We start from the raw sequence: 16,107 nt of genomic DNA on the forward strand, positions 1-16,107 counted from the left end.
GGGCCGGCGACCCACGTGGAAGTGCGCGGGATCGTGAGAACGAAACTAGCGAGCACCACCCTGATCGGCAATGCGGACGCGCGTCCAGTGCGCCCGGACCTGCGGCGACACCCTGCCGGTGAGCTCAGGAGAGCGCAGCGGCCGCTTCGTCCGAGGCGCGGCGGGCGGCGGTGCGCAGAGCTGCCACGTCAGGTCCCGCGGCCAGCACGCCGCGCGACGAGGACGCCAGGACCTGCCGGCGCGCGGCGCCGAACACCTGGGCGAGCTCGCGCGGTCCCGCGCCCTGGGCGCCCACCCCGGGCGCGAGCAGGGGCCCGTTGACGGCGGCCAGGTCCACGCCCGTGCGTGCGGCCGCGTCGCCGACCGTGGCGCCCACGACGAGACCGACCGAGCCCAGGGGGTCGACGTCGGCGTTCAGCGCGGAGGCGCGTGCGGCCATGAGCGCGGCCACCGTGACGCCGTCCTCGGTGCGCGCGTGCTGGACCTCGTGGCCCTCCTTGTTGGACGTGAGGCACAGCACGAACAACCCTCGCCCCGACGAGAGCGCCAGGTCGACGGCCGGGTCGAGGGAACCGAACCCCAGGTACGGCGACACGGTCAGCGCGTCGCCGGCGAGCGGCGACCCGTCGCGCAGAAACGCGTCGGCGTACGCCCCCATCGTCGTCCCGATGTCGCCTCGCTTGGCGTCCACGATCACGAGCGTGCCGGTGTCCCGGCCCGCAGCGATCAGCTCCTCGAGGACCGCGACCCCCGCGGAGCCGTGGCGCTCGAAGAACGCGGCCTGGGGCTTGACCGCAGCCACGCGCCCAGCGACCGCCTCCAGGACCGTCAGGGCGAACGAGCGCAGCCCGGACGCGTCGTCCGGCAGACCCCAGGCTTCGAGCAGGCTGGTGTGCGGGTCGACGCCGACGCACAGTGGCCCGTAGGCGTCCATGGCGGCGGCCAGGCGGGCCCCGAACGGCGCGGTCATGCGCGGGCCGCCGCGCGGGCCTCACGACGCAGCAGAGCGGCAGCATCGTGCTCCTGCAGGCTGGTCACCCGGAACGGGCCGGCCTGCCGCGCCTCGATCGCCTGCACCGCCGCACCGAGCTGCTGCACGGTCGTGACCATGGCCTTGTCGGCCGCGGTCGTCGCCGCCCGGATCTCGTACCCGTCCGCGCGAGCGCCCTGTCCGGACGGGGTGTTCACGACGATGTCGACCTCGCCGGCGGTGATGAGGTCGACGATCGTCGGCTCCCCCGCCTCGCCGCGGCCCGACGAGTACTTGCGGACCACGCTCGACGCGATGCCGCTGCGGTGCAGGACCGCCGCGGTGCCCTCGGTCGCGAGGATCTCAAAGCCCAGCTCGGCCAGGCGCTTGACCGGGAACACGATGGACCGCTTGTCGCGGTCCGCCACCGAGATGAACGCGCGACCGCCCGTGGGCAGACCGCCGAACGCCGCGTCCTGTGACTTGGCGAACGCCGTCGGGAAGTCGACGTCGAAGCCCATGACCTCACCCGTCGAGCGCATCTCCGGGCCGAGCACGGTGTCGACGACGACCCCTTCCTTGGTGCGGAACCGCTTGAACGGCAGCACCGCCTCCTTGACGGCGATGGGCGAGTCGAGGTCGAGCACGCTGGCGTCGTCGACCGGGAGGATGCCCATCGCGCGCAGGTCCGCGATCGACCGCCCGGCCATGACCAGTGCCGCGGCCTTGGCCAGGGAGACGCCCGTGGCCTTGGAGACGAACGGCACCGTACGGGACGCGCGAGGGTTGGCCTCGAGGACGTAGAGCACGTCGGAGACCAGCGCGAACTGGATGTTCAGCAGCCCGTGGACGCCGACCCCGCGGGCGATCGCCTCGGTGGACAGACGGATCCGCTCCAGCTCGGACGTGGACAGCGTCACGGGCGGCAGGGTGCACGCCGAGTCGCCGGAGTGGATGCCGGCCTCCTCGATGTGCTCCATGACGCCGCCGAGGAACAGCTCGGTGCCGTCGAACAGGGCGTCCACGTCGATCTCGATGGCGTCGTCGAGGAAGCGATCGATGAGGAGAGGCGGCAGCGTGCCGGCGCGCCCTCCGTCGGCGGCGTTGTCGAGCGCACGCTTGACGTACTCGTCCAGCTGCGGCTCGCTGTAGACGATCTCCATGCCGCGGCCACCGAGCACGTACGACGGGCGCACGAGGACCGGGAAGCCGATCCGACGAGCGGTGTCGCGGGCACCCGCCTGGGTGGTGGCGGTGCCGAACGCGGGTGCGGGCAGGCCGGCGGCCTCGAGCACCTTGCCGAACTCCCCCCGGTCCTCCGCGGCGTCGATCGCGGCCGGCGACGTGCCGAGGATCGGCAGACCGGCATCGAACAGGCGCTGCGCGAGCGACAGCGGCGTCTGGCCGCCGAGCGTCACGATGAGCCCCTCGACCGGACCGGCGGCGAGCTCCGCCTGGTACACCTCGAGCACGTCCTCGAACGTGAGCGGCTCGAAGTACAGGCGGTCGGAGGTGTCGTAGTCCGTCGAGACCGTCTCGGGGTTGCAGTTGATCATCACGGTCTCGTACTCGCCCTTGAGCGCCAGGGCGGCGTGCACGCACGAGTAGTCGAACTCGATGCCCTGCCCGATCCGGTTGGGACCGGAGCCGAGGATGAGGATCGCGGGCCGCGTGCGCGGGGCGACCTCGGTCTCCTCGTCGTAGGACGAGTAGTGGTACGGCGTGCTCGCGGCGAACTCGGCGGCGCAGGTGTCCACCGTCTTGAACACCGGGCGCAGGCCCACCGCGTGGCGGCCGCGCCGGACCGCGTCCTCCGACGTGCGGCGCAGGGTCGCGATCTGCGCGTCCGACAGGCCGTGCCGCTTCGCGTGCAGCAGCACCTCGCGCGTCAGCGCGCCGGCCGCGCGGGTCTGCTCCGCGACCTCGTTGATGAGCTGGACCTGGTCGAGGAACCAGGGGTCGATGCCCGTGAGCTCGTAGACCTTCTCCAGCGGCACCCCGGCGCGCAGCACCTGCTGCACGTCAACCAGGCGGTGCTCGGTCGGCCGGGAGATCGTCGCGACGAGCGCGTCGAGCGCCTCACCGGTGAGGGCGTCGCCCGACCAGTGGAAGACCGAGTCCTTCTTGTCGATCGAGCGCATGGCCTTGCCGAGCGCCTCGGTGAAGTTGCGGCCCAGGGCCATCGCCTCGCCGACCGACTTCATGGTGGTGGTCAGGGTGTCGTCGGCCGCCGGGAACTTCTCGAACGCGAACCGCGGGACCTTGACGACGACGTAGTCGAGCGTGGGCTCGAACGACGCGGGCGTCGAGCCGCCCGTGATGTCGTTGGGGATCTCGTCGAGCGTGTAGCCGACGGCCAGCTTGGCGGCGATCTTGGCGATCGGGAAGCCGGTCGCCTTCGACGCCAGCGCGCTCGAGCGGGACACCCGGGGGTTCATCTCGATGACGACGACGCGGCCCGTGGACGGCTCGATGGCGAACTGGATGTTGCAGCCGCCCGTGTCGACGCCGACCTCGCGGATGACCGCGATGCCGATGTCGCGCAGCCGCTGGTACTCGCGGTCGGTCAGCGTCAGCGCCGGTGCGACCGTGACGGAGTCGCCCGTGTGCACGCCGACCGGGTCGACGTTCTCGATCGAGCAGACGACCACGACGTTGTCGTGCTTGTCGCGCATGAGCTCGAGCTCGTACTCCTTCCAGCCGAGGATCGACTCCTCCAGGAGCACCTCGGTGGTCGGCGAGTAGTGCAGGCCCTGGCCCACGATGCGCCGCAGGTCCGGCTCGTCGTACGCGATGCCGGAGCCCAGGCCGCCCATGGTGAACGACGGGCGCACGACCACGGGGTAACCCAGGACCTCGACCGCGGCGAGGGCGTCGTCGAGCGAGTGCACGATGGCGGACGCCGCGCTCTCGGCGCCGCAGACCTCCACGACCTCCTTGAACTGCTCGCGGTCCTCACCCTTCTGGATCGAGGCGATGTTCGCGCCGATGAGCTCGACGTCGTACTTCTCCAGCACGCCCGCCTCGTCCAGGGCGATCGCCGCGTTGAGCGCCGTCTGGCCGCCCAGCGTCGGCAGGATCGCGTCAGGGCGCTCCTTGGCGATGATCGTCGTGAGGATCTCGGTGGTGATCGGCTCGACGTAGGTGGCGTCGGCGAACTCCGGGTCCGTCATGATCGTGGCCGGGTTGGAGTTCACGAGGATGACCCGCAGGCCCTCCTCCTTGAGCACGCGGCACGCCTGCGTCCCGGAGTAGTCGAACTCGCACGCCTGGCCGATGACGATCGGGCCGGACCCGATGACCAGGACGCTCTGGATGTCTGTGCGCCGGGGCATCAGGCGGCACCCTTCTGCTTGTTGGTGGGAGGGGCCATGAGTTCCACGAAGCGGTCGAAGAGGTACGCGGCATCGTGCGGTCCCGCCGCGGCCTCCGGGTGGTACTGCACGGAGAACGCCGGCAGGTCGAGCGCCCGCAGGCCCTCCACGACGTCGTCGTTGAGGTCGACGTGGCTGACCACGACGCGGCCGTAGCGACCGTCGTCGTGGGGCGCGACCGACTCACCGTCGAGCGGCGCGTCGACCGCGAAGCCGTGGTTGTGCGCGGTGATCTCGACCTTGCCGGTCGCGCGGTCCATCACCGGCTGGTTCACGCCGCGGTGGCCGTAGCCCAGCTTGTAGGTGCCGTAGCCGAGCGCCCGGCCGAGCAGCTGGTTGCCGTAGCAGATGCCGAAGAACGGGATCTTGCGGTCCAGCACCTCGCGCAGCAGGTCGATCTCGTGCGTCGCCGCGGACGGGTCGCCCGGACCGTTCGAGAAGAAGACGCCGTCCGGCGCGGTGGCCAGCACGTCGTCGATGGTCGCGCTCGACGGCAGGACGTGGACGCGGACCCCGCGCTCGGCCAGGCGCTGCGGCGTCATGGCCTTGATGCCGAGGTCCACGGCCGCGACCGTGGCAACGTGCTCGCCGATCGGCTCGACCACGTACGCCGCGTCCGTGGACACCTCGCCGGCCAGGTCGGCGCCGACCATCGCGGGCGCCGTCAGGACGTCGTCGAGGAGCTCGTCGTCCGGGCGCCGCTCCCCGTTCTCGTCCAGGAGGGCTGCCCCCGAGAAGATGCCGGCGCGCATCACGCCGCGCTCGCGCAGGTGGCGCGTCAGGGCGCGGGTGTCGATCTCGCTGATCCCGACGACGTCCTGGGCGACCAGGTCGTCGTCGAGCGTGCGGACGGCACGCCAGTTCGAGGCGCGCCGTGCGGGGTCGCGCACCACGTAGCCCGCCACCCAGATCTGCGTCGACTCGTCGTCCTCGTCGTTCACCCCGGTGTTGCCGATGTGCGGGGCGGTCATCACGACGATCTGCCGGTGGTACGACGGGTCCGTGAGCGTCTCCTGGTAGCCGGTCATGCCGGTGTTGAAGACGATCTCGCCCAACGTCGAGCCTTCGGCGCCGTAGGGCCGGCCCCGGAACGTCCTGCCGTCCTCGAGCACGAGTACTGCGTCGGTCATGAGTTCTCCTCCTGCGCGGGCGCCTGGCCCGGGGTCAAGGTCTCGAGTGCGGCGAGGAGCCGCTCGCGGTCGGCGGCGTGCTTCGGGCGCAGCCCGGTGTCCAGACCGCGGGGGTCGGCGGGGTCCGCCCGCCAGGTGAGGACGACGAGGCCGTCTCCCCCGACGACCTTGCCTGCCATGCCGGGCGCGCTGGTCGCGCCGAGCAGGTCGACCGTGGGCACGAAGAGGTCCGTCGCACCCTGGCGCGTGATCTGCACGCCGGCGTCGAAGACGACCACCCGCGCCGGGCTACGGACGCCGAGGTCCTGGGCGGTGACCCGGTCGAGCCAGTCCCCCGCCCTCGTGGTCGACACGTAGGTCGCGTCGACCGGGCCGAACCGCTGCGCACCGGGGTCGGACGGGACGGCCGGCAGTGTCGCGACGAGCTCGGCGGAGCGTCGGGTGCGCGCCCGCCACCCCGCGCGCATACCCCAGAACGCGACGACCACGACGAGCAGCAGGGCGACGATCGAGACCGCCTGACGGGTCACGAGCTGACCACCACGCTCTCGTCGCACGCCGACCCGTCCATGACGGTCGCGCGCCCGCGCAGCCAGGTCGCGATGACGCAGCCGGACAGCTCGCGGCCCCGGAACGGCGAGTTGACGCTCTGCGTCGCCTGCTCCTCGGGCACGACCACCCGGCGGATGCCCGGGTCGACCAGCGTGAGGTTGGCGGGCTCCCCCACCGCGATGGGCCGACCGTGGTCGCTGACGCGGCCGATCCGGGCGGGGGTGGTGGACAGGACCCGCGCGACGTCCGCCCAGGTCATCCGGCCGGTGTCGACCATCGTCTCCTGCACCACCGAGAGCGCCGTCTCCAGCCCGGTCATGCCGAACGCCGCCGCGCCCCACTCGCAGTCCTTGTCCTCGCGCGTGTGCGGCGCGTGGTCCGTGGCGACGATGTCGATCGTGCCGTCGGCGAGACCCTCGCGGACCGCCTCGACGTCCCGCTGCGTGCGCAGGGGCGGGTTGACCTTGAACACCGGGTCGTACCCGCGCGCCAGCTCGTCGGTGAGGACCAGGTGGTGCGGGGTGACCTCGGCGGTGACGTCGATCCCGCGGGACTTCGCCCAGCGGATGATCTCGACGGAGCCCGCGGTGGACAGGTGGCAGACGTGCAGGCGCGAGCCGACGTGCTCGGCCAGCAGCACGTCGCGCGCGATGATCGCCTCCTCCGCCACGGCGGGCCAGCCCGCGAGCCCGAGCTCCGCGGAGACGACGCCCTCGTGCATCTGGGCGCCCTCGGTGAGCCGCGGCTCCTGGGCGTGCTGGGCGATGACGCCGTCGAACGCCTTGACGTACTCCAGCGCGCGCCGCATCACCACCGGGTCGTGGACGCACTTGCCGTCGTCGGAGAACACGCGGACCTGCGCCGCGGACTCGGCCATCGCGCCCAGCTCCGCCAGCCGCTCGCCCTCGAGGCCCACCGTCACGGCGCCGACGGGGCGCACGTCCACCCAGCCGGCGTCGCGGCCGAGCCGCCAGACCTGCTCGACGACGCCCGCGGTGTCCTGCGTCGGGGTCGTGTTGGCCATCGCGTGGACCGCCGTGAAGCCGCCCATAGCGGCGGCGCGCGTGCCCGAACGGACGGTCTCGGCGTCCTCCCGGCCCGGCTCGCGCAGGTGCGTGTGCAGGTCGACGAGCCCCGGCAGCAGGACCAGCCCGCTGCCGTTGATGATCACCGCGTCGGCGCCGGCCTGCGCCTCGGCGTCGGCCCCGATCGCCGCGATCACGCCGTCGGCGAGCAGCACGTCGGTCGTGCCCTCGCCGAGCGGGCTGACGTCCCGCAGCAGGTAGTTTCTCGTCACGCGTCCACCTTCGTCTCGTCGGTCGGTGCGGCTGCTCGAGCAGGGGCGTCGCCGCCCGCGAGCAGCAGGTACAGGACAGCCATGCGGACCGCCACGCCGTTGGCCACCTGCTCGACGATGACCGCGCGCGTCGAGTCCGCGGCGTCCGCGGAGATCTCCAGGCCACGGTTCATCGGCCCGGGGTGCAGCACGATCGCGTGCTCGGGCAGCAGGGCCAGGCGACGCGCGTCCAGCCCGTAGCGGCGGGTGTACTCCAGCGGGCTCGGGAAGAACCCGCCGCCCGCGCTCGACATCCGCTCACGCTGGACGCGCAGCATCATGATGGCGTCGGGCTTCTCGTCCGCCAGGACCTCGTCCAGGTGGTAGGACACGCGGGCCGGCCAGGAGCCCACCCCGACGGGCAGCAGCGTGGGCGGTGCGACGAGCACGACCTCGGCGCCCAGCGTGTGGAGCAGGTGCACGTTGGAGCGGGCGACGCGGCTGTGCAGGACGTCGCCCACGATCGCGACCCTCAGGCCGGACAGGTCGCGACCGGTGACGTCACCCGGACCGGCCAGGTGCCGACGCAGCGTGTAGGCGTCGAGCAGCGCCTGCGTCGGGTGCTGGTGCATCCCGTCCCCGGCGTTGATGACCGCTCCGTGCGTCCAGCCGGAGGTCGCGAGCGTGTGCGGCGCCCCGGACGCGTGGTGCCGGATGACGACGGCGTCCGCGCCCATCGCCTGCAGCGTCAGGGCGGTGTCCTTGAGCGACTCGCCCTTGGACACGCTGGAGCCCTTGGCGGAGAAGTTGATGACGTCCGCCGAGAGGCGCTTCGCGGCGGTCTCGAACGAGATCCGCGTGCGGGTGGAGTCCTCGAAGAACAGGTTGACGACCGTGCGGCCGCGCAGCGTCGGCAGCTTCTTGATCTCGCGCGCCTGCGTCGCGGCCATCGAGCCCGCGGTGTCGAGGATGCGGACGGCGTCGGCGAGGTCCAGGTCGGCGGTGGACAGCAGGTGCTTCATCGGGCGCCCCCCTCGATGAGGACGGCGTCACGACCGTCGGTCTCGTCCAGCAGCACGCGCACCCGTTCGCTCGTGGACGTGGGCAGGTTCTTGCCGACGTAGTCCGCGCGGATCGGGAGCTCCCGGTGACCGCGGTCGACCAGGGCCGCCAGCTGCACCGCGCGCGGGCGACCGAGGTCGCTGATCGCGTCGAGGGCCGCGCGGATCGTCCGGCCGGAGTACAGGACGTCGTCGACGAGGACGACCACCTTGCCGTCCAGTCCGCCGCCGGGGATCTCCGTGGCACCGATGGTCCGGGTGGGGTGGTGCGCGAGGTCGTCGCGGTACATCGTCACGTCGAGGCTGCCGACCAGCAGGGCCGGGTCGAGACCGGGCTCGACCGCGATCAGGCGCTCCGCGAGGCGGCGAGCGAGCGGCAGGCCGCGCGTGGGGATGCCCAGCAGGACGACGTCGGAGCCGCCCTTGTTGCGTTCGAGGATCTCGTGCGCGATGCGCGTGAGGGCCCGGTTGATCTCCGGGGCGCCGAGGACGACGTTCGCGTCGTCGTCGACGCTGGTGCTGGGCGCGGGCGTGCCAGTGCTCATGAAGCAAGCTCCTTCCCCGCCTCACGGGACGGGTCTTAAAGGAATGTCTCGCCTGGCACTCTAGCGCGCCGCGACGCGAGCCTCTCGCACCGTCTCACTCCCGAGCAGGGTCGATCGCCGCCGCGAGCACGGCGACCAGCAACGGGTGCACCACCTCGCCCGGCAGCGCCTCCAACGTGGCCATGACCCCGGCGAGCTCGTCAGGCAGCCCCTCGGTCAGCACGCGTCCCGCCAGCGACGGGTCCGGGGCGGCGGCGGGGCGTCCTCGCACGGCGTCGGCCGCGGCGGCCAGGGCCTCGACCAGCTCCTCGACGACCCGGTGGGTCACGGCCGTGACGGTCAGGTGCGCCGTGCGCGGCAGGACCGAGCCGTCCGGCTGGACCATCGCCGGCTGCGCCTGGAGCAGGAATCCCCGGCGCCGGACCTCGTCGACGAGCGTGAACGGGTCGACCTGCTCCTCGGTGGGCAGGGCGTCGTCCGCGGCGAGCGCGACCAGCGGTCCGGTGGGGGCGCCGACGACCCGCAGCCCACGGACGGCACCGACCGCCTCGACCAGGCGACCGGTCGCCCGACGTGTGGTCGCGACGAGCTCGGCGAACCCGTCCGTGCCCAGCACCTCCAGCACCGCCCACGCCGCGGCCATCGAACCCGCACCCCGAGAGCCGAGCATCGTCGGGTTCACGACGGGGTACCCGGGCCAGGCGGTCGTCGCGAAGTACTGGGCGTGGTGGCGCTCGCGGGCGCGGTAGAGCACGACGGAGGCACCCTTGGGGGCGTAGCCGAACTTGTGCAGGTCCGCCGAGATCGACGTGACCCCGGGGACGGCGAGGTCCCACGGCTCGTCGACGTCGCCCCACCACGGCAGCACCCAGCCGCCGACGCACGCGTCCACGTGGCAGGCGACCCCACGCTCCGCCGCACCCGCCGCCACCTGGGCGACGGGGTCGACGACGCCGAACGGGTAGCTCGGTGCGCTCACGACGACGAGCGCGGTCCGCTCGTCGACGACGGCCAGGACGTCGGCAGCCGACGGTGTGCCGGTCACCGGGTCGACCGGGACGGGGACGACGTCGAGGTCCAGGTAGTGCGCCGCCTTGTGGAACGCCGGGTGCGCGGTGGTGGGCAGGACGAGCGTCGGCCGGGCGTGCGTGCGCCCCGGGTCGGTCGCGCGCCACAGGTCGCGGGCCGACTTCACCGCGAGCATGCACGACTCCGTGCCGCCGGACGTGACGGACCCGACGGTGCCCTCGTCGCCGTGCAGGACGTCGCGGGCGAACGCGACGATCCGCCGCTCGAGCGCCGCGACCGACGTGAACGTCGTCGGGTCGAGCCCGTTCACCGGCAGGAACAGCCGGACCGCCTGCGCGGCCACCTCGTCCAGGTCCGGGCGGCCGGGGTCGTAGACGTAGGACAGCACCCGCCCGCCGTGCGTCGGAGGGTCCGCGGCGCGCAGGGCGACCAGGTCGGCCAGGACGTCGTCGGTCGGGCGTCCGGTGCTCATGGTCAGGTCTCCTTCGACGGGACGACGGACGCGTCGACGACGGCCTCCGACAGCGGGTAGCGGGCCAGGGGCAGCAGGCTCAGGAACGCCAGCACCGCGGGCAGGACGGAGAACGAGACGACGATGCCGGTGAGGGCCGAGGCAGGCTGCGCCACCACCGCGTCGCCGGTCCGGGACACGAAGCCGGTCACGGCGAGCATGGCGAGGACCAGCGTCGGCCCGAGCGCGAGCCCGGCGGTCTCCCCCGCCGTCCAGACGCCGCCGAGGACCCCGGCCCGGTCGACGCCACGGTCCCGTGCGTCGACGGCTGCCACGTCGGGCAGCATCGCCAGCGGGTACAGCTGCATCCCCGCGTAGGCGAGACCGGCCAGGGCGACCGACACGTACACCCAGCCGCCGGGCGCCCACCGCATGGGCAGCAGGGAGAGCGCGGCGACGGCGAACAGCGTCGTCGCCCCGACGAGCGCGGCGCGCTTCCCGATCCGGCGGCTGAGCCGCGTGGCCAGGGGCATCACCAGCAGCGCGGGAGCGACGAGCGCGGCGAACAGGAACGTCACCGCCCCCTCGGAACCGAGGGAGTAGGTGGCGACGTACTGGGCTCCGGCCAGCATCGCCCCCGTCGCCAGTGCCTGCAGCACGAACGTCGAGAGGAGGCGACGGAACGCGGGGAGCTCGCGCAGGCTCGCGAGCCCGAGGCGCAGGGCGTCCCCACGCCGCTCCGGGCGCGGGGCGACCGGTGCGGCCGCCGGGACGGCGATGCCGGCACGGCGAGGTGCACCCCACCAGGCCGCGAGCATGCCGAGCCCGATGACGAGCCCACCCACCAGACCCATCACCGCGTACCCGGCACGACCGCCGCCGGCCGCGTCCCGGACGAGCGGACCACCCGCACCGAACGCGAGGATCGCGACGGCCAGCACCGCGATCCGGGGAGCGAGCAGCCGCGTCCGGGAGTCGTAGTCGGGGGCGATCTCGGCCGGGAGGGCGATGTACGGCACCTGGAAGACGCTGAAGGCGGTCGCGGCCGCGACGAACGCGACGACGACCCAGACGGCCGCGGCAGGTCCGGTCAGCGCGGTCGGCGTCGTGAAGAGCGCGGCGAACAGGAGCGGGATCGAGACGGCACCGGCGAGGAGGAACCGCCGTCGGCTCCCGTGCCGGGCTGCGGAGACGTCGGACCGCGCCCCGATCAGCGGGTCGATCACCACGTCCCAGACCTTCGGAACCGTCACGACCAGGCTCGCGAGCCCGGCGGCCACACCGAGCGTGTCCGTCAGGTAGTAGGCGAGCACGAGGCCGGGCAGCGTCCCGAAGCCCCCCGTCCCGACGGAACCGAGCGCGTAGCCGACGACGGTGCGCCGCGGCAGCACCACGGGGACGGAGGTCGAGGTCACCGCGACATGATGACAGCCCGGTTGTCCCAGTCACCCGGATGCCACGTCATCCCCGGCCGGGGACGTGACGATTCACCTCTCGTGCTCGGAACCGTTCCCGCGTGGGTCACCGTGCTGCAGCTGCTCGCTGCAGGGCTGGTCGCCGGCTTCTGCGCGCTCCAGTGGGTGTGGTGGCGTGGCGAGGTGCGACCCGCCAGCGCCGCGTGGTCGCTCGCCTGGTCGCTGGTCATGTCTCTGATCCTGCTGGCCGGCGGGTTGTACGCCCTGACGACGCCCGGGTCGGTGCGCGACGTCCTCGTCTTCGTCCAGGCGCAGCTCGTCGCGGCGTTCCTCGTCATGGCGATCCCCGCCACGCGCGCGATCGCGGGTGGACCCAAGATCCGCTACTGGCTCTGGGCGGCGATCGCCCTCTTCCTCGCCCGCGCCGGGCTGTGGTGGCTGCCCCTGGAGCAGTACATCCCGGACGCCGACGTCCTCGACGCCGTCCTCCTGCTCGTCCCGACGGCGGTCGTCGTGTCGTACGTGATCGTGGCTGTCGGCCGGACCCGGCTCACCGGTCTCGGCTCCCTCCTCGTCGTCGCCGGCGCGGAGTCGCTCGTGATCTTCACCGCGAGCGTCGTCGTCCGCGACCACACCATCGGCCCGATGCTCGGCGCGCTCTGGGCCATCCCGCTGGCTGTCGGCATCGAGGTGCTGGCTCTCAACCGGCTCCGGGACGCGCAGGACGTCGCGGCCCAGCAGAACAGGATGCGCGACGCGCTCGCCCGCCTGGCCAACTCGGCGTGGTTCGTCAAGGACGCCGACGGGCTGCTGCTCACCGCCCGGGACGAGGCACGCACCATCCTGCGCGACCCGAGCATCGAGGGTTCGCTGCGCCCGATCGCCCGCGACCGCTTCGTCACCGAGCTGTTCTCCTCGGACAAGGTCGAGCACCCGCCGCAGGCCCGGACCTTCCTCATCGACCTCGCGCAGATCGTGTCGGCCGCAGCCGAGCGCTACCAGCTGGGCGAGCGCCTGCACGTCACCGCCTTCGCCGACCCCCTGACCCGCCTGCCGAACCGGCGCGCCGTCGAGGAGCACCTCCTGGCGACGCTCGAGCGCGCGAACGTCGAGCGGACCCGCGTGTCGCTCATCTACTGCGACCTCGACGGGTTCAAGCGCGTCAACGACTCGTTCGGGCACGCGCACGGCGACGCCCTCCTCGTCCGGGTCTCCGACTACCTGCGCAACGCGCTCACGGAGTACGACTCCTACGTCGGACGGGTCGGCGGCGACGAGTTCGTCGTCGTGCTCGCCCGGGCACCCCAGGACGTCGACCTCGTCGTCATCGCCCGGTCCATCCGGGAGGGGTTCATCGACCGCAACGGCGGGAGCCGGCCCGCGCGGCTCACGGTCGGGGTCGCCACGTGGCTGCCGGGCGACATCGTCGACGCCGACGCCCTGGTCCGGCACGCGGACACGGCGATGCTCGAGGCGAAGCGCTCCCGGTCGGGTTTCCGCGTCTTCGACCGCGCCCTGCGGCGCCGCGTCGAGGCCGAGCGTCACCAGCGTGCGGCCCTCGAGGCTGCCGTCGCGGACGGGCACTTCACGGCGTACTTCCAGCCGATCGTCGACGCGGAGACCCTCGAGATCGTCCAGGTCGAGGCGCTCGCGCGCTGGGACCACCACGGTCACCTGATCCTGCCCGCCGACTGGTTGGAGCTCGCCGAGGAGTCGGGGCTCATCGTGCCCATCGGGCTCGAGGTGCTCCGGCAGGCCCGACGTGCCCTCGAGCGCTTCCAGATGCCCGTCTCCGTGAACATCGCGGCCCGGCAGCTGGCCGAGCCGGACGCGCTCGAGCAGATCGAGACCGCCTGGGGCGACGCCTTCTGGGAGCACCTCACGCTGGAGATCACCGAGAGCGCCCTGGTCCAGACGTCGTCCGCGGTCCCGGTGCTCTCCGAGCTGCGGGCACGCGGTGCCCGGATCGCGGTCGACGACTTCGGGACCGGCTACAGCTCGCTGGCCCGGATCGCGCGGCTGCCCGTCGACGAGCTGAAGATCGACCGGTCGTTCGTGCGGGACATGGGCACCGAGCGCGGCCGCGGGGTCGTCCGGGCGATCGTCGCGCTCGCGAGCACGCACGGCCTGGCGGTCGTCGCGGAGGGTGTCGAGACGCCGCACCAGCTCACCGCCCTCGCCGAGATGGGTGTGACCCGCGTCCAGGGCAACTTCCTCGGCCGGGCTGCACCGAACCTGCCGGTCCGTGGTCCGCGTCCCTCCACCGGCGCGACCGCGATCGTGCCCGAGCGGGCCCGGCCGCTGCGGTCGATCGGCGTCCCCACGCCGAACGCCAGCCGCGACGGCTCGCGGCTGGCGACGGTGCGTCGGCGCGGCTGACGGCTCGACTACTGCTCGACGGCGTCCGGTGCGATGGCGGTCGAGATGACCGACACCATGTCGTCCCAGAGCTGGTGCGGCTCGCCGCTGCGGGAGATGACGAGGTGCTCCGAGCCTCCCCAGAACGTCCAGACGACGCCCATCTGCGGGATCGAGGGCATCGGGGCGCCGTCCGCCCCGGCTGCCGAGAAGCCACGGACCACCGCGTCGTCGGTGATCTGCTCGACGGCCGCGCGCAGTGCGGGCGCGCGACCGCTCTCCTCGTAGAGGGCGAGCTGCGACTCCGGGGTGGTCAGGAAGCGGGTGACGAAGTCGGTGGCGTCCGCCGCGCGCAGGCTCCCGCTGTTGACGAACGCGCCCTGCACCCCCACGAACGGCTGCGCGGGGAGCGGGCCGGCCGGCGGCACCGGAAGCACGCTGATCTGCAGTCCCGCGTCGACGAACTCCCCCGTGTTCCACGGACCGGTGATGATGTACGGCGACTGCCCGGCCAGGAACGCCTCCTTGGCGACGTCGGCGGTGACGGTCGGACTCAGCACCCCTCGGTCCCCCAGCGCGGCGAGGTAGTCGGCGTACGCGTGGCCGGCGTCGCCGCCGAGCGCCAGCTGGTCCGAGTAGGAGCCGTCCTCGTTGGTCGCGAACACGGGCGCACCGAACGAGGTCTGCAGCGGGTACAGGTGGTACGGGTCGCTGGCCGCCTCGGTCTGCTGCACCAGGACCGGGTACGCGGAGACACCGCGGCGGACCAGGTCCTCGCCCTGCGCGACCAGGCCGTCGAAGTCGGGCGGGGTGGTGGAGGCGAGGGCGTCGTTGCGCACGAGCGCGACGTTCTCGGTCGACAGCGGGACGCCGTACGTGACGTGGTCGTAGGCCATGGCCTCGACCCCCACGGGCACGAACGCCTCGGGGTCCGGCAGGTCGATCGCCAGGACCGTGCCCGCGGTGACGAGCTGCCCCAGCCAGTCGTGCGCTCCGACGAGCACGTCCGGGCCCGTGCGACGGTCGACGGCCTGGGTGAACTCGTCGCGGATCGTCTCGTTGTCCCGACCGACGACGTGGACGGCGACCCCGGTCTCGGCCGTGTACCGCTCCCCGAGCAGCTCCAGCCCGGCGGTCCGCGACTCGTCCGCCCACACCGTGATCTCCGGGATGGCCTGCAACGGGTCCGGCTGGGCGGCCGTGCAGGCAGCGAGAGGCAGGAGCAGGGCGACGAGGGCGAGGGGACGGATGCGACGGTGCATCGGGCACTCCGGGAGGTCGGTGGGTGGGCCCGTCGTCGGGCCGTCGTCGGCGACGCTAGGGGTCGACCCAGCCAGACCGCAACGCCTTGCAGCAAATTGCAGGGTCGGTTGCAGGCGCGGCACGCCCACGACCTGCATCTTCGCCCGCACGCTTGCAGCCACCGTCACCCGGATGGCGGCTCGAGACGCGAACCGGACCATCCGCCCGGTCCCGGACGCACCGACGCCCGCACACCGTCAGACGGTGCACGGGCGTCGGTGTGACGTCAGGCGAGGAGGGTCGGCTTCAGGTCGACGATGCGTCCGAGCAGCCCGTTGACGAACTGCGGCGACTCGTCCGTCGACAGTGACCGCGCGAGCTCGACCGCCTCGTCGACCGCGACGGCGTCCGGCACGTCGTCGTTGAAGAGGATCTCCCACGTGCCCAGTCGCAGCAGGGCGCGGTCGACCGCGGGCATGCGGTCGATGGTCCAGCCGTGGGCGTGCGTCGCGAGCAGCTCGTCGATGCGGTCCTGCTCGGCGATCACCCCTTCGACAAGGTCGACGGAGTACTGCGGCAGTGACGCCTCGGTACCGGGCTCGGCGATGCGGTCGGCGAGCAGACCCACCGGGTCCACACCACGCTGGTCCGCCTCGAAGAGGACGTCGAGGGCCCGCTTGCGGGCCTTGGAGCGAGCACCCACC

At 72.8% G+C, this 16,107-nt stretch carries 12 protein-coding genes; 1 reads left to right on the top strand and 11 read right to left on the bottom strand.

All coding sequences use genetic code 11. The annotated features are described in order from the left end of the window. Positions 1-124 precede the first annotated feature (124 nt). The 9 genes from pyrF to ASF78_RS01825 all read right to left on the bottom strand — a co-directional run bounded on the left by pyrF (position 125) and on the right by ASF78_RS01825 (position 11,803). On the bottom strand, positions 125-970 hold the full coding sequence (gene pyrF / locus ASF78_RS01785) for an orotidine-5'-phosphate decarboxylase (RefSeq protein ID WP_056584183.1): 846 nt from the start codon (positions 968-970) through the stop codon (positions 125-127). Then, complete coding sequence (gene carB / locus ASF78_RS01790; RefSeq protein WP_056584188.1) at positions 967-4,305, bottom strand: carbamoyl-phosphate synthase large subunit; 3,339 nt, start codon at positions 4,303-4,305, stop codon at positions 967-969. The genes pyrF and carB overlap by 4 nt, the downstream gene beginning before the upstream one ends. Beyond that, entirely contained in the window at positions 4,305-5,474 is a 1,170-nt protein-coding gene (gene carA / locus ASF78_RS01795; protein ID WP_056584193.1) for a glutamine-hydrolyzing carbamoyl-phosphate synthase small subunit, read from the bottom strand. The genes carB and carA overlap by 1 nt, the downstream gene beginning before the upstream one ends. Next, positions 5,471-6,004, bottom strand: coding sequence for a hypothetical protein (locus ASF78_RS01800; protein ID WP_056584196.1), 534 nt, complete (start codon positions 6,002-6,004; stop codon positions 5,471-5,473). Before ASF78_RS01800 ends, carA begins: the two co-directional genes overlap by 4 nt. Beyond that, the gene (locus ASF78_RS01805; protein WP_056584198.1) at positions 6,001-7,323 is read right to left on the bottom strand and encodes a dihydroorotase; all 1,323 of its coding nucleotides are present in this window, start codon (positions 7,321-7,323) and stop codon (positions 6,001-6,003) included. Before ASF78_RS01805 ends, ASF78_RS01800 begins: the two co-directional genes overlap by 4 nt. Then, positions 7,320-8,324, bottom strand: coding sequence for an aspartate carbamoyltransferase catalytic subunit (locus ASF78_RS01810; RefSeq protein WP_056584200.1), 1,005 nt, complete (start codon positions 8,322-8,324; stop codon positions 7,320-7,322). The genes ASF78_RS01805 and ASF78_RS01810 overlap by 4 nt, the downstream gene beginning before the upstream one ends. Further along, complete coding sequence (gene pyrR, locus ASF78_RS01815) at positions 8,321-8,908, bottom strand: bifunctional pyr operon transcriptional regulator/uracil phosphoribosyltransferase PyrR (protein WP_056584204.1); 588 nt, start codon at positions 8,906-8,908, stop codon at positions 8,321-8,323. Before pyrR ends, ASF78_RS01810 begins: the two co-directional genes overlap by 4 nt. Positions 8,909-9,002: 94 nt before the next feature. Beyond that, positions 9,003-10,409, bottom strand: a complete 1,407-nt coding sequence (locus tag ASF78_RS01820) for an aminotransferase class V-fold PLP-dependent enzyme (RefSeq protein WP_056584207.1) — start codon at positions 10,407-10,409, stop codon at positions 9,003-9,005. Positions 10,410-10,411: 2 nt separating this feature from the next. Further along, on the bottom strand, positions 10,412-11,803 hold the full coding sequence (locus ASF78_RS01825; protein WP_235518346.1) for an MFS transporter: 1,392 nt from the start codon (positions 11,801-11,803) through the stop codon (positions 10,412-10,414). Between the two features lie 81 nt (positions 11,804-11,884). On the opposite strand from ASF78_RS01825, the gene ASF78_RS01830 reads away from it, so the two are divergent. Further along, positions 11,885-14,182: a bifunctional diguanylate cyclase/phosphodiesterase gene (locus tag ASF78_RS01830; protein ID WP_056584210.1), complete on the top strand. Its 2,298-nt coding sequence runs from the start codon at positions 11,885-11,887 to the stop codon at positions 14,180-14,182. 8 nt (positions 14,183-14,190) lie between these two features. On the opposite strand, the gene ASF78_RS01835 is transcribed toward ASF78_RS01830, so the two are convergent. Both ASF78_RS01835 and nusB read right to left on the bottom strand, forming a co-directional pair. Beyond that, entirely contained in the window at positions 14,191-15,423 is a 1,233-nt protein-coding gene (locus ASF78_RS01835) for a maltose ABC transporter substrate-binding protein (protein WP_056584213.1), read from the bottom strand. Between the two features lie 266 nt (positions 15,424-15,689). Next, positions 15,690-16,106 carry a transcription antitermination factor NusB gene (gene nusB, locus ASF78_RS01840; RefSeq protein ID WP_056584216.1) on the bottom strand — a complete coding sequence of 139 codons (417 nt, stop codon included), beginning with the start codon at positions 16,104-16,106 and terminating at the stop codon, positions 15,690-15,692. Position 16,107 lies beyond the last annotated feature (1 nt).

This window comes from Cellulomonas sp. Leaf334, from assembly GCF_001424195.1.
GTDB lineage: Bacteria > Actinomycetota > Actinomycetes > Actinomycetales > Cellulomonadaceae > Cellulomonas.

Excerpts from the sequence above, each read along its gene's own strand:
- carA (WP_056584193.1), bottom strand. The coding sequence starts at position 5,474 with ATGACCGACGCAGTACTCGTGCTCGAGGACGGCAGGACGTTCCGGGGC.
- ASF78_RS01820 (WP_056584207.1), bottom strand. The coding sequence starts at position 10,409 with ATGAGCACCGGACGCCCGACCGACGACGTCCTGGCCGACCTGGTCGCC.
- ASF78_RS01835 (WP_056584213.1), bottom strand. The coding sequence starts at position 15,423 with ATGCACCGTCGCATCCGTCCCCTCGCCCTCGTCGCCCTGCTCCTGCCT.
- ASF78_RS01810 (WP_056584200.1), bottom strand. The coding sequence starts at position 8,324 with ATGAAGCACCTGCTGTCCACCGCCGACCTGGACCTCGCCGACGCCGTC.
- carB (WP_056584188.1), bottom strand. The coding sequence starts at position 4,305 with ATGCCCCGGCGCACAGACATCCAGAGCGTCCTGGTCATCGGGTCCGGC.
- pyrR (WP_056584204.1), bottom strand. The coding sequence starts at position 8,908 with ATGAGCACTGGCACGCCCGCGCCCAGCACCAGCGTCGACGACGACGCG.
- pyrF (WP_056584183.1), bottom strand. The coding sequence starts at position 970 with ATGACCGCGCCGTTCGGGGCCCGCCTGGCCGCCGCCATGGACGCCTAC.